Annotated in this window: 10 protein-coding genes and 1 pseudogene; 4 read left to right on the top strand and 7 right to left on the bottom strand. The window is 70.2% G+C overall.

The genetic code is table 11. The features are described 5' to 3' along the window. Positions 1-138 precede the first annotated feature (138 nt). The 7 genes from ASG60_RS05180 to ASG60_RS05150 all read right to left on the bottom strand — a co-directional run bounded on the left by ASG60_RS05180 (position 139) and on the right by ASG60_RS05150 (position 6,948). Positions 139-351, bottom strand: a complete 213-nt coding sequence (locus ASG60_RS05180) for a DUF3126 family protein (RefSeq protein WP_056096383.1) — start codon at positions 349-351, stop codon at positions 139-141. Between the two features lie 179 nt (positions 352-530). Continuing rightward, positions 531-1,388 carry a serine O-acetyltransferase gene (gene cysE, locus ASG60_RS05175; RefSeq protein WP_056169069.1) on the bottom strand — a complete coding sequence of 286 codons (858 nt, stop codon included), beginning with the start codon at positions 1,386-1,388 and terminating at the stop codon, positions 531-533. A gap of 271 nt (positions 1,389-1,659) precedes the next feature. Beyond that, entirely contained in the window at positions 1,660-2,550 is an 891-nt protein-coding gene (locus tag ASG60_RS05170) for a helix-turn-helix transcriptional regulator (RefSeq protein ID WP_056169010.1), read from the bottom strand. A gap of 444 nt (positions 2,551-2,994) precedes the next feature. Then, complete coding sequence (locus tag ASG60_RS05165; protein WP_056169013.1) at positions 2,995-3,882, bottom strand: transglycosylase SLT domain-containing protein; 888 nt, start codon at positions 3,880-3,882, stop codon at positions 2,995-2,997. Between the two features lie 214 nt (positions 3,883-4,096). Then, a complete protein-coding gene (locus tag ASG60_RS05160) occupies positions 4,097-4,921 on the bottom strand; it encodes a Cof-type HAD-IIB family hydrolase (RefSeq protein WP_056262423.1) in 825 nt (274 codons plus the stop codon). 7 nt (positions 4,922-4,928) lie between these two features. Then, positions 4,929-5,483, bottom strand: coding sequence for a gluconokinase (locus ASG60_RS05155; protein WP_056384423.1), 555 nt, complete (start codon positions 5,481-5,483; stop codon positions 4,929-4,931). Positions 5,484-5,643: 160 nt separating this feature from the next. Then, positions 5,644-6,948, bottom strand: a complete 1,305-nt coding sequence (locus ASG60_RS05150) for a hypothetical protein (RefSeq protein ID WP_056262418.1) — start codon at positions 6,946-6,948, stop codon at positions 5,644-5,646. Positions 6,949-7,389: 441 nt separating this feature from the next. Here ASG60_RS05150 and ASG60_RS05145 point away from each other — a divergent pair. From ASG60_RS05145 to ASG60_RS05130, 4 genes and pseudogenes are all read left to right on the top strand, one after another. Beyond that, positions 7,390-8,465 (top strand): annotated as a pseudogene (locus ASG60_RS05145) (polysaccharide biosynthesis/export family protein); the annotation flags it as partial. Positions 8,466-8,885: 420 nt separating this feature from the next. Beyond that, a complete protein-coding gene (locus ASG60_RS05140; RefSeq protein ID WP_056264711.1) occupies positions 8,886-9,971 on the top strand; it encodes a branched-chain amino acid ABC transporter substrate-binding protein in 1,086 nt (361 codons plus the stop codon). A gap of 136 nt (positions 9,972-10,107) precedes the next feature. Then, the gene (dctP, locus tag ASG60_RS05135) at positions 10,108-11,217 is read left to right on the top strand and encodes a TRAP transporter substrate-binding protein DctP (RefSeq protein ID WP_056264708.1); all 1,110 of its coding nucleotides are present in this window, start codon (positions 10,108-10,110) and stop codon (positions 11,215-11,217) included. A 448-nt stretch (positions 11,218-11,665) separates the two neighbouring features. Next, complete coding sequence (locus ASG60_RS05130) at positions 11,666-13,063, top strand: deoxyribodipyrimidine photo-lyase (protein WP_056384422.1); 1,398 nt, start codon at positions 11,666-11,668, stop codon at positions 13,061-13,063. Positions 13,064-13,100: the final 37 nt, after the last annotated feature.

Raw genomic sequence — 13,100 nt, 5'->3', positions numbered from 1 at the left:
CAGGCCATCGGCCGATGGCCCGTCGCGCCGGAGACCCTTGGAGCGTCGACCCGAGAGGTGGACGCCGGATTTCGGAAAAGTCGACGCAAAAACATGGCACTAGAGCTTCGTCCTGGATACGATATCCAGGACGAAGCTCTAGTCTTCCAGGTCGATGTCGAGGATCGCCATGGCGAAGTTGAACGAGCGGTCGCCGTCTTCGTCGTCCACGGAGACCACGCCCAGGAACTCCTCGCCGATATAGACCTCGGCCGAATCGTCCTTCTTCGGGCGGGGCACGAGGCGGATGTTGGCGTTGGCGAAGGTCCGGCGGAGGAAGTCCTGTACCTTGGTGATGTCGGTCTTGGTCACGCTGATCGCCTCTCGCGTTCGGGGTCGGATCGGCCCGCACCCGGTGGGCGGGTTCGTCCGGGACCGCTTGCCACGCCGCCGGGGCCCGGGCAAGCACGGGGCAGATTCTTCCCCGGGCGGCGTCCTCTTCCCCGGACGGCGTCGGACCGATGCCCGCGCGCGTCCGATTCCGAAAGCGCTCAGATTCCGTCGGCGATGTGGATGAACGCGTCGAAGCCGAGCAGCTGGTCCATGGCGCGGGACGGTTCGGCGCAGCCGGCGGTGCCGACGACGCGGGCCGGCACCCCCACCACCGTGGTGTGCGGCGGAACGGCGCGCAGCACCACCGAGCCGGCCGCGACCCGGGCGCATTCCCCGACCTCAATGTTGCCGAGGATCTTGGCGCCGGCGCCGATCATCACCCCGCGGCGGATCTTCGGATGGCGGTCGCCGCCCTGTTTGCCCGTGCCGCCGAGCGTCACCGCGTGCAGGATCGAGACGTCGTCGTCGATCACCGCCGTGGAGCCGACGACGAGGCCGGTGGCGTGGTCGAGGAACACCCCGCGCCCGATCTGCGCCGCCGGGTGGATGTCCGTCTGGAACACCTCCGACGAGCGGCTCTGCAGGTAGAGGGCGAGGTCGCGCCGGTTGTGGGTCCAGTACCAGTGCGCGAGGCGGTGGGCCTGGAGGGCGTGGAAGCCCTTGAAGTACAGCACCGGCTCGATGGCCCGGGTGGTGGCCGGGTCGCGGTCGAGGACCGCCCCGATATCGGCGCGGAAGATCTCGCCGAGACGCGGATCGTCGGCGATGGCCTCGTGGAAGCCGTGGGCCACGAGTTCGGCCGGCAGGGATTGATGGCCGAGGCGCGCCGCGACCCGATGGGCGATCGCCGCTTCGAGGGTCGAGTGGTTGAGCAGCGTCGCGACGATGAAGGAGGCGAGCTGGGGCTCCTCGCGCACGAGGGCCTCCGCCTCCGCGCGCACGCGGGTCCAGATCGGATCGAAGCTCGCGACCGTCTCCCGGTCTGCGGGTCTGGTCAGGGAAGAACGGACGGACATGGGCTCCTCCTCGAAACAGGCCTCTGAAACGGAATCGGGTTCACCGGGATCCCGGTCCATGGAGACCTGGTTCGTCGAAAAATCGGTTCGGCCGCCACGAGGGCGGTACACTACGCGGAATCACTGCCGAAGGTGAGGGGCCGCGTGCGGCGAGCCCTACGGAGAACGTTTGCCCCGGTGCGGTGCAGCACGAGGCCCGTCCTTAGCGTGTGGTGCGAGGCCATGCCGATCAAGGGCGCCGGGTGGACGCAGCCTCCGCGCGACGGACGTTTCAGGCGCGGTGGGTCTGGCCCAGGTTGCCGAAGCGAGCTTCGATGGCGGCCGCGAGGCGGTCGACCATCGTCTCCACGGGAACGTCGGAGGTGTCGACCACGGAGGGGGCCCGCGCGTAGAGCGGCTCGCGGCTGGCGAGGACCGCCCGTAGCTCCTGCATGGCCGAAGGGTGGTCGCCCGTGGTGGCGAGGTCGCCCTGCTCGCGCACGCGCTGCATGTGCTCCTCGGGCCGGGCCCGCAGCCACACCGTGAAGAACGCCTGCAGCAGGAGGTCGTAGGTCAGGGGCTCGGCGACGATGCCGCCGCTGGTGGCGAGGATGAGGGGCCCGGGATGCTCGGTGAGGCGGCGCAGGGCCGCCTGCTCCAGGCGGCGGTAGCCCTCCTGGCCGTAGATCGCGAAGATCTCCTTCACCGACAGGGCGTTCTCGCGCTCGATCTCGGCGTTCAGCTCGACGAAGGTCCAGCCGAGGCGCTCGGCGACCCGGCGCCCGAGGGTGGATTTTCCCGCCCCGCGCAGGCCGACCACGGCCACCCGCGGCTGGGGCGTGTCGCCCCCGGCGGGGGCTTGGCCGGACAGGATGCCCTTGGCCAGGGCGATCTGCTCGCTCGACGCGTTGCCGAGGAGGTCGCGGACCACGTGCCAGTCGGCCGCATTGTCCTGATCGGCGATGAGGTCGTCGAGGCGCACGCCCATGGCGTTGGCGACCCGGCGCAGGAGGATGATCGAGACGTTGCCCTGGCCGCTCTCGAGTTGCGCGATGTAGCGCTCCGACAGGCCGGACGTGTGGGACAGGAGCTTGCGCGAGAGTCCCCGGAGGGTCCGGGCGTGGCGGACGCGCCGGCCGAGTTCCGTCAGGAAGAGCGATTCTTGTTCTGCAGCGCCGGCCATGCCGTCGTTCGTCTTCCTAATGCGCTGGCAGGCCCGACGCCTGCGCAACTACTGAATCTCAACGGACCATCACCCATTATCAACCCACGACGACAGCATCGTGAGAATTCGGGTGGAGGATGGATGACGCCGTCGGAACAAACCCCGAATATCAGGTCGTGCCAGCCGCCTCGTATGCAGATCGCATCGCTCGAGGCCGCGACGGCTTTCGGAAAGCCGCTTGGCGGCGGAGTTCCTGTGCAGCGCAGCATGTGAGGCTGCGGGTGCAGGAGCGCAAGCGCTTCCCGGAGGCGGATTAGGAAAAAACACGGTGTCGTCCGCTGCGCGGCACTGGCCCCGAAAAACGTCAGACCGACGAAAAGTCGGGAAAACGGGGCTGCCCGACGCGGGATCGAACCAGCCGGACCCGCGATCGATCGAAATTCGAGCGCGAGACGGGTCGTCTCACTGGTCGGCAGGCAGGGCCGTAGCTTCGAGGACCATCGCGCCGCCGGTCTTTCTCGCGACAATTTGCCGCCCCGAGACGGCGAGGAGCACCGCGGAGGGACGGCGTGGGGGCAGCGGAACTTCCACCAGGTCGCTCGGGGCGGCGTCGACGGCATGGGGGGCCGTCATGGACATCGGAGTGGTCGGCGCCGGTGCGTTGGGCGCGATGGCGACGGGGGCCGGGTCGAGGCTCGCCATGGCCGTGGGTGCGCCCGCGAGCGAGGCCGGCCGGCGCGGCGGCAGGGGAACCTCGACGCGTTCCGTCGGGACGCCGTTGGCCGTCGGGCTCGGCGCATAGGCCAGGGCGGTGTTGGCGGCGGCGAGGTTGGGATCGAGGGCCGCCGTGCGATCGAAGGCGCTGGTGAAGGCGGCGCCGGATTTCGCCCCGGAGGCGACAATGGTCACGCCCTCGGGGACATCCGCCGGGATGCCGAGGCGCTTGGCGGCGTAGTAGTAGCCGCGGTTGTAGTAGCCGTAGGCCCGGGCGAGGTCGCCCTTGGCGGTCTTGTAGGCGCCGGCGAGGTAGGCGACGCCGTAGCGCAGGTTCACCGCCGGATCGAACAGGCCGGCCGCGTCGCCCTGGTAGCCGAGGCCGCGCGCCGTGGCGGGCTTGATCTGCATGAGGCCGAGCGCGCTGCCGCCCTTGGCGTTCGGATTGTAGTTGCTCTCGCGCTTGACCACCGCGTGGACGAAGCTCGCAGGCACGCCGGCCGCGCGGGCCTGCTCCTCGATCAGCGCGTCGATGTTGTCCCGTGCGGTCTTGCCCTGGGCGCAAGCCGGCGTGGACAGGATCTGGGTCGGGACGACCAGCGCGGCGACGGCGAGGAGCAGGAGGCGCTGGTTCATGCGGTGACCCGGATCGTCCTTGTTCTGAGGGGCCAAGGTCGGGGTCAAATAAGGCTGGAAAGCGACCCGGTGCCCCGATTGCGGCGACCCGGCCGGGCTTTCCCCACGTGCTGTGGCGCACATGATACACACTCGGGAAACGTGGGGGGCGGTCCCGCGGCGGATTTTCCCTGTCCGCGCAACGGCCTGGCCCAACCCAGGCGCGCCACGGGGTTCAGGCCGACGGGCGGTGCAACACGAATTCTTCGATGGCGCGGGAAAACCCCTCGCTGTCGTTGTCGGCCGTGACGGCCCCGGCCGCTGCCTTCACGTCCGGGCCCGCGTTGCCCATGGCGATGGACAGGCCGCTGCGGGCGAACATCGGCACGTCGTTGCCCGCGTCGCCCAGGGTGGCGATCCGGCTGCGGTCGATTCCGAGGCGCCGGCTCAAGGCGTCGACGAAGCCGCCCTTGCCGGCGCCGGCCGGTGTCACGTCGAGGTAGTACGCCTGGGAGCGGTGCACGTCGGCCCCCTCCCCCAGGGCGGCGACCAGGGCCGTCTCGCAGGCGGCGAGGTGCTGGACGTCGGCGCCGACGCCGACGATCTTGGCCGCGTGGTCGAGGAGCGGGTCGAGATCGGCCACGACGTTCGGCTCGGCCCCGAGGGTCCGCCGTTCGAGGTCGGTGTAGGGCGCACGCGGATCGCGCAGGTTCCAGGCCCCGTGGGCGAACACCCAGATGTCGAGGCCGTCCCGAGCGAGCCGATCGACGGCCTCCCGCGCGACGGCGGCCGGGATCAGGGTCTCGGACAGCACGGTGAGATCGGGTGCCACCAGGGTGCTGCCGTTGAACGCACCGAGCGGCAGGCGCAGGTCGAGCGCCGCGACCAGGCTTCCGAGCCCCATCGGCGGGCGGCTCGACGCGACGGTGAAGCCGATGCCGGCCAGGCCGAGGCGCTTCACCGCCGCCCGGGTGGCCGGCGTCAGGCGCTTGTCCGAGGTCACCAGGGTGCCGTCCACGTCGGAGATGACGAGGGCGATGGGCGGGGCGGAGGCGTCCATGGGCGGCCTATGTCTCGTTCCGGTTCTTCTCCAATCCCAGGCGGGCCGCGATCGTTGCGGCGACATCCACCGCGGGCGCGTCGATGCCGACCACGACGGCATTCTCCTCGGGCGCCGGCGGCTCCAGGATGGTGAACTGGGTGTCGAGGAGGGAGGACGGCATGAAGTGTCCCCTGCGCTGGGCGAGCCGCCCTTCGATGAGGGCGCGGTCCCCCGCCAGGTAGGCGATCCGGACCTCGGGACGCCCGCGCACGAGGGCGTCGCGATAGGCCCGCCGCAGGGCCGAGCAGACCACCACGCCGGGCTCGCGGGTCTGGAGCCGGGTGTCGATCCAGGCCGCGATGGCCGCGAGCCAGGGCGCGCGATCGTCGTCGTCCAGGGGATGGCCCGCGTGCATCTTGGCCACGTGCGCGGCGCTGTGGAAATCGTCCCCATCGACGAAAGCCCAGCCGAGACGTTCCGCCAGGCACGCCGCCACGGTGCTCTTGCCCGAGCCCGAGACGCCCATCACCACGATCACGCCGGGACCGCCATCGAGGGACGCGAGAAGGCCTGCCTGCATGCTGTACCCAGGTCCGTCAGGTGGGCCGTGTCGCCTGCCCCGAAGGCGCGGGTCAAGGGGGGAAGGGACACGGGGAAAGGGGCACGGAGCCGTGCCCGACGCGGCAGGATCGAACCACATTCCGAAGTCCCTGTCCCAGGATCCCGGGGCGGACCGGCCTTCACTTCGTCGCGAGAGCCGCCTCGCCCGCGCGCCCGGTCGGTTCGGCGCTGGGCATCGGCGCGGGATCGAGCACCCGTGCGCGCACGCGCTGGGGCCCGAGGGTCATGGCGAAGAAATCGTAGGCGCCGGGCCGGTCGTTCGCCATGAGGAACTGGAAGTGCATGCGGAACGGCCGCCACCGGACCCTGCGGTAGGTCTCCGGGCCGATGATCTCCCGGAACCGCGCGGAGCGCACGAGGGGATTGGCGATCGGCCGGTCCCCGAGGGCCAGGGGCAGATCGCGCACGGGATTGAAGCCCGGAAAGTTCATCCAGTCCTGCGGCGCCTGATAATCGACCCAGACGAGGCGCGGACTGGTGCAGAGATCGGCGATCTCGGCGCGCAGGCCGTGCGCCCGCGGCTGGATCGCCACCAGGGGCAGGCCCGACCCGAGGGTGACGAGGGCGAGACTGGTGCTCCCCGTGCCGAGGTCCGGGTCGCGCGCCAGCAGCCGTGCGGCGACCTCGACCGCCGTCAGGGCGCCGGAGGAATGGCCGAGCAGCATCACCTCGTCGATGGGGGTTCCCGCCTCCGCGAAGGCGGCGAGGCGGGCGATCACATGGTCGGTGAAGGCGGTGAGGCGGGCCTCGTAATCCGGGCGCCAGCCCTGCCCGTGCTGCCAGTTGAACACCCAGTCGTTCAGGAGCTGCCAGAAGAAGATCCGGTTGAGCATGGCCTCGATGGCCTTCACCCAGCCGAGCCCAGCGAGGAGACCGAGGGGCACCGTCGCCCAGAGCGGCCAGCCCAGGCTGTGCCCGAATCCGTCGCCGAGATGCGCATGGACGAAGCCCGCGATGGCGAGGGTGGCCAGGACGAGGCCGACGAGGAGGACGAACGGATAGAGGATGACGTTGCCGTACTTCCAGTTGAGCCGGTAGAACCGCAGCATCTGTCCGGCCAAGACGGCGTGAAGGGTGCCGAGGACGAGGAGCCCCGCGCTGATGAGGCGCCAGCGGCGAAAGTCCCGGACCACGAGGTCGTCCCACAGCAGAACGTCGTAATGGGTCCGCGCGCTTCCCGTGGCCGGCTCGTCGGCGACGGTCCAGCTCTGGACCAGGCCGTCCGCCTCCAGGGTGGCGGGGCCGATCCTGGGCTTGGGCTGCCCGAAGCGCTTGGCGTAGCGGGTGAGTTCGCGCACGAACAGCAGCCGGTAGCGGGTGCGCCCCTCCGGGTCGTAGCCCGGGACATAGAAGATCTGGCGCCGCCGGACGGCACCCGGCATCGCCTCTGGCAGGGCCGGTGGGGTGTAGTCGAACGAGAGCATGGCGCATCGGTTTTCATGGCTTCGGGAGGTCGAAGCCTGCACGGTCAGAGACAAGGGGCACGGCGCTGAGGTTCCGGCAAGCGCCGAGACAAGGTTGTGGCAAGTATCGCGCCCCGGCGGATCGACGGCCCGTCCGGCCGGTGTACAGCGGGGATGGCGCGGGCGCTCGGCCGCTCACGGGGGACTGTGACCCCCCCGCCACGGACAGGGCGGTGGCGATGGTCTAGGCAGCAGGTGAGAGAAACCGACAGGCGATCCTGCATGCGCGTTCTGCCCCTGGCCCTCTGCACCGCCCTGGCGGTGTCGGGCTGCTCCTCGATTCTACCCGGTGCGGGCCCGACGACGGGCGCCATCGTGGACGGGGCCGACGTGTCGACGAGCGAGGGCACGTTCGCGCGCTACGAACTCGTGGATCTGACCNGAGGGGTCGGGCGTCCCGCAGTGTCGGGCTGCTCCTCGATCCTACCCGGTGCGGGCCCGACGACGGGCGCCATCGTGGACGGGGCCGACGTGTCGACGAGCGAGGGCACGTTCGCGCGCTACGAACTCGTGGATCTGACCGCCGCCACCATCGAGGCCCTGCGCGGGCGGCCGCTGGACAGCCTGCTGGCCTCGTTCGGCGATCACCGCCCGTCCCTCGAGCCCGTCATCGGGGTGGGCGATTTCGTCGCCGTCTCCGTATGGGAGGCCGGCTCGGGCGGCCTGTTCTCCGGGCCGCTCGCCTCCGACCGCTTCTCCGCCGGCTCCAAGGCCGCCACCATTCCCGAGCAGGTGGTCKCGCGCGACGGCGCCATCTCGGTGCCGTATGCCGGGCGCATCCCCGTCGCCGGRCGCCGGCCCCAGGACGTGCAGGCCCTCATCGAGACCGARCTCGCCGGCAAGGCGATCCAGCCCCAGGTTCTCGTSTCGGTGACGAAGGCGGTCTCGCAATCCGTCACCGTCTCGGGCGAGGCCGTCACCGGCGCCCGCGTGCCCCTGTCGGGCAAGGGCGACCGCCTCCTCGACGTCGTCGCCACCGCGGGCGGCGTGAAGGTGCCCGTCAACGAGACCTTCGTGCGGCTCTCGCGCGGCAACCTCACCGCCACGGTGCCGCTCACCACCGTGGTCTCCAACCCGCGCGAGAACATCTTYCTGCGCCCCAGCGACGTCCTGACCCTGGTGCGCGATCCCCAGACCTTCCTGGCGGTGGGCGCGCTCGGCAACTCCACCGAGATCCCGTTCCAGGCCGAAGGCATCACTCTCGCTCAGGCGCTGGCCAAGGCGCGCGGCCTGTCCGACTTCCAGGCGGACCCGGCCGGCACCTTCATCTTCCGGTTCGAGCCGGCCGCCGTGGTGCGCCGGCTCAAGCCCGGCAGCCCGCTGCTGGGCACCCCGCTGGTACCCGTGGTCTACCGGATCAACATGCGCGACCCCAACAGCCTGTTCCTCACCCAGGCCTTCCGCATGCGCAACCGCGACCTCGTCTACGTCTCCAACGCCCCCTTCACCGAGGTTCAGAAGGTCCTGTCGGTGTTCTCNCTGTTCCTCACCCAGGCCTTCCGCATGCGCAACCGCGACCTCGTCTACGTCTCCAACGCCCCCTTCACCGAGGTTCAGAAGGTCCTGTCGGTGTTCTCCACCGTCACCGCGCCCGTCGCCGCCGGTGCCTCCCTCTACGCCACCGCCCGCTGAGAGGACGATGCGGGCCGGAGCGGTCTTCCACGGGGCGATGGTCCGCGGCGGGTTCGCCCGTTGCGGATCGCGGCACGAATCCAGACTTGCGTTCTCGTGCGGCTTCCCGCACGGGTCGGGCGGTCCAAGGGGTGCGAGCCCCGCATTGTCTTCGGTAGATCCGCTGAAACCTTCCTGAGGTCGAACGAGGCGTGAGACGGGGCGAGACGAGGTTCAGACGCGCGACCCGGCGCCTCGGGCTCGATGGGCGGTGGGCGGCCGGCCTCCTGCTGTTGAGCCTCGTGCCGGTGAGCCTCCTGCCGGCCGGGGCCGCGCGGGCGGACGTCGTCATCGGCGTCGCAGTGCCGCGCTCGGGCGCCTACGTGGCGGTGGGCGAGCAGGTTCTGCGCGGCGTCCAGGCTGCGGCCCGCGATGCCAACGCGAAGGGCGGCCTCGACGGCCAGACCATCGTCCTCGACGTGCAGGACGACGCCTGCGATTCCAACAAGGCCGTGGCGGTGGCCAACCACTACGCCGCGCAGGGCGTGCGCCTCGTGGTCGGCCATGTCTGCTCCAACGCCTCGCTCGCCGCTTCGGAAGTCTACGCCGCCAACGGCACCCTGATGATCACGGCGGCGTCCGTGGCCGCCAAGCTCACCGATCGCGGCCTGCCGACGATCTTTCGGGTCTGCGGGCGCGACGACGACCAGGCCAAGCTGTCGGCGACGATCCTGGCCGAGCGCTTCCGCGAAAAGAAGATCGCCATCCTCAACGACCTCACGCCGGGCTCGCGCAACCTCGCCGCCGCGACGAAGGAGAACCTCAACCGCATCGGCATCAACGAGGCCCTCGCCACGGCCTTCGCCTCCAGCGATGCCGACGACGCGGCGCTGGCCGACCGCCTCAAGGAAGCCGGCATCGCGGTGGCGTATTACGGCGGGGACGCCCGCGAGATGGGCCGTCTCGTGCGGATCGCGGCCGAGCGGGGCTACAGGCCGCAATGGTTCGGCACCTCGGCCATCGCCACCCAGGAATTCGCCACCATCGCGGGACCGGCCAGCAACGGCGTGCTGATGACCTTCTACCTCGACCCGCGCCGCAAGCCCGAGGCGGCGGCCGTGGTCGCAGCCTTCAAGGCCGAGGGCGTCGAGCCCGAGGGCTCGACGATCTACGGCTACGCCGCCCTCCAGGCCCTGGTGGCGGCGGGCAACTTCGCCCACAGCCAGGATTCCAAGCGCCTCGCCGCGACCCTGCATGCCGAGCGCTTCGACCTCGTGCTCGGTTCCGTCGGCTTCGACGCCAAGGGCGACGTCACGGCGCAGGGCTACGTTCTCTACGTCTGGAACGACGGGACCTTCGCTTACGCCAAATGATCCAGGCCCCGATGATTCTTCGCCAAATGACCCGGTACGGGATCGTTTCGGGCGCGTCCCCGTTCGTGAACCGATGGCCGGACGGGCCGCCCGCGCCGATTCTCCGGTGCGTGGATCGATTGTGAAGCGAGGCGTCATGCCCCCACCCCTCTCCGGACGCGCCCTCCCCCGGCGCGCGCTCCTCGCCGCCGGTCTCGGCGGTGCGGCGGCCGTCGCCGCGCCCGCCCTCGCGCAAGGGGCGCCGGAGCTGCGCTGGCGCCTCGCCAGCGCGTACCCCAAGGGCCTCGATATCCTGTACGGCGCCGCCGAGACCCTGGGCCGCCTCGTGGCCGAGGCGACCGACGGCCGTTTCCAGATTCAGGTTCAGGGACCGGGCGAGCCGGTGCCGGGGGACGGAATCCTCGATGCCGTCGCGGCCCGCACCGTCGAGATGGGCTATGCGCCCGCGACGCAAGGGGTGGCGAAGGACCAGACCTTCGCCCTCGCCACCGCCATCCCCTTCGGCCTCAACGCCCGGGGCCAGTCCGCGTGGTGGCTCGACGGCGGCGCCGCCGACCTGTTCGCCGAGATCTTCTCCCGCAACGGCCTCGTGGCCCTGCCGGGCGGCAACACCGGCGCGCAGATGGGAGGCTGGTTCCGCAAGGAGGTGAAGGCAACGGCCGATCTCCAGGGCCTCAAGCTGCGCATCGCCGGCCTCGGTGGCCAGGTCCTGGCCAAGCTCGGCGCCGTGCCGCAGGCGACGCCCGGTCCGGAGATCTACGGCGCCCTCGAAGCCAAGACCCTCGATGCCGCCGAATGGATCGGCCCCTACGACGACGAGAAGCTCGGCCTCCAGAAGGTGGCGCCGATCTACCATTATCCGGGCTTCTGGGAGGGCGGCGCCCTCATCCACGTCTGGTTCAACGCCGAAGCGTGGAAGGCCCTGCCGAAGGCGTATCAGACGATCCTGCGGTCTGCGGCCGCGCAGGTCCACGCCGAGGTTCAGGCCCGGTACGATGCGCGCAATCCCAAGGCCCTGCGCCGCCTCGTCGCCGCCGGGGCGCAGCTGCGTCCGTTCCCCCAGGAGGTGATGGAAGCCGCCTTGAAGGCGTCGACGGATGTCTACAACGAGATCGCGGGCAAGAATCCGGACTTCAAGCGCATCTACGAAGCGATGCGGACCTTCCGGAACGAGGAATACCTCTGGTTCCAGGTCGCCGAGTACACCTACGACAACTTCATGATCCGCGCCCGCGCACGGGGATGACTTCACGATCCGCGCCCGCGCGGGGGGACCTGCATCGCGCCGAAAAAAAGGCCGCTCCGAAGAGCGGCCCGAAGTCTAGGGAGGAAACGCCCAAGAAGGGCAACGGGAGCGCGACGCCATCGCGTTCCCGCAATGCACAATCTGATCCTCCCGCTCGGAAATGCAAGGCCGTTGGGGCAGCACCCCTGTCGCTTTTCGTGCAACCCGACACGTTGTAATCCGCCTGTCTCCAAAATGTCGCAGGCCCCCGGTGGCGTCCCTGCAACGTCGCCGAGCCACATCGAGACGGGCGGGGCCAGCGTCAACGCCCTGATGCCAAGGGGTTTTTCGAGCGCGACAAAGACCGGTCCGCGGTGCGGATCTGGCCGAAGGCCGTGCTCATCCGCCGCCGCCGCGCGTGTCGCCGAGGCTCTACATTTTCAGCACCACACGGGACGCAGCGGGCACGATGACGATACAGGCAGGGCGAATCAGGGTGTTGAACGATGTGGAACCCCGCGCGGACGGGGCCTACGTCGTCTACCTTCTGCAGCAGGCGAATCGCGCCCATTTCAACCCGGCGCTGGAATACGCCGTCGCGGAGGCCAACCGCCTCGGCGTGCCGGTCGTCGCGTGCTTCGGCCTCCTCGACGGGGCCAACGGCTTTCCCGAGGCCAACGCCCGGCACTATGCCTTCCTGCTGCAGGGCCTCGCCGACGCCAGGGCCGGGTTCGACCGGCGCGGGATCGGCTTCTGCCTGCGCAAGGCCTCCCCCGCCGAGATCGCCATCGACCTCGCCCGCGACGCCGCCCTGCTCGTCCTCGACCGCGGCTATCTCGCCATCCAGAAGCGCTGGTACGGGGAGATCGTGGCGGCGGTGAAGACCCGCATCGTCCAGGTCGAGGGCGATGTCGTCGTCCCCGTCGAGGTGGCCTCGACCAAGCACGAATACGCCGCCCGCACCCTGCGGCCGAAGCTCAACCGCCTGTTCGACGACTATATCCTCGGCCTGTCCGAGCGCACAGTGAAGCACAGGGCCGGACGCGGCCTGCCGAAGGCCGAGATCGACATCGCCGACCCGGACGCGGTGCTGGCCGGCATGACCCTCGACCGGGACGTTCCCCCGGTCAAACGCTTCACGGGCGGCGAGACGGAAGCGCGGCGGCGCCTCAAGGCCTACCTCGCCGGCCCGTTCGCCACTTACGGGGCCGAGCGCAACAAGCCCGAGGCGGGCGCGGCCTCGCACATGAGCCCCTACCTGCATTTCGGCCAGATCTCGCCCGTGGAGATCGCGCTCGCCGTGCGCGCCGCCAGGACCGGCGGGGACGACGACAAGACCGCCTATCTCGAGGAGCTCATCGTGCGGCGCGAGCTCGCCATGAACCACGTCCACTACACGAAGGGCTACGAGTCCTACGCCCACGCGGTCCCCAAATGGGCGCGCAAGACCCTGGCCGAGCACGCCGACGATCCGCGTCCGCACACCTACACCGAGGCCGAACTCGCCGCGGGCGAGACCCACGACGTCCACTGGAACGCGGCCCAGGCCGAGATGCGCGAGACCGGCTACATGCACAACCACCTGCGCATGTACTGGGGCAAGAAGATCCTCGACTGGTCGCCCTCCCCCGAGGAAGGATTCAGGCGCACCCTGCGCCTCAACAACCGCTACTTCCTCGACGGCCGCGACGCCAATTCGTTCACCAACGTCGCCTGGGTCTACGGCCTGCACGACCGCCCCTGGGCCCGGCGCAAGGTCTTCGGGACCGTGCGCTACCAGAGCGAGAATTCCCTCCGGAAGTTCGACGCCAAGGCCTACCTGAAGACCGTCGCGGAGCTGTGCGCAGCGGAAGGCGTGAAGGCGTGATGCAAGGCGTGATTCGAGAGGGGTGATGCAAGGCGCG

Source organism: Methylobacterium sp. Leaf469 (genome assembly GCF_001424745.1).
Taxonomy (GTDB): domain Bacteria; phylum Pseudomonadota; class Alphaproteobacteria; order Rhizobiales; family Beijerinckiaceae; genus Methylobacterium.
Note: the sequence above shows the minus strand (reverse complement) of the source record. Positions and strands in the feature narration are given on the sequence as shown.

Coding starts and splice junctions, on each gene's coding strand:
- dctP (WP_056264708.1), top strand. CDS start 10,108: ATGCCCCCACCCCTCTCCGGACGCGCCCTCCCCCGGCGCGCGCTCCTC.
- ASG60_RS05130 (WP_056384422.1), top strand. CDS start 11,666: ATGACGATACAGGCAGGGCGAATCAGGGTGTTGAACGATGTGGAACCC.
- ASG60_RS05160 (WP_056262423.1), bottom strand. CDS start 4,921: ATGGACGCCTCCGCCCCGCCCATCGCCCTCGTCATCTCCGACGTGGAC.
- ASG60_RS05155 (WP_056384423.1), bottom strand. CDS start 5,483: ATGCAGGCAGGCCTTCTCGCGTCCCTCGATGGCGGTCCCGGCGTGATC.
- ASG60_RS05165 (WP_056169013.1), bottom strand. CDS start 3,882: ATGAACCAGCGCCTCCTGCTCCTCGCCGTCGCCGCGCTGGTCGTCCCG.
- cysE (WP_056169069.1), bottom strand. CDS start 1,388: ATGTCCGTCCGTTCTTCCCTGACCAGACCCGCAGACCGGGAGACGGTC.
- ASG60_RS05170 (WP_056169010.1), bottom strand. CDS start 2,550: ATGGCCGGCGCTGCAGAACAAGAATCGCTCTTCCTGACGGAACTCGGC.
- ASG60_RS05150 (WP_056262418.1), bottom strand. CDS start 6,948: ATGCTCTCGTTCGACTACACCCCACCGGCCCTGCCAGAGGCGATGCCG.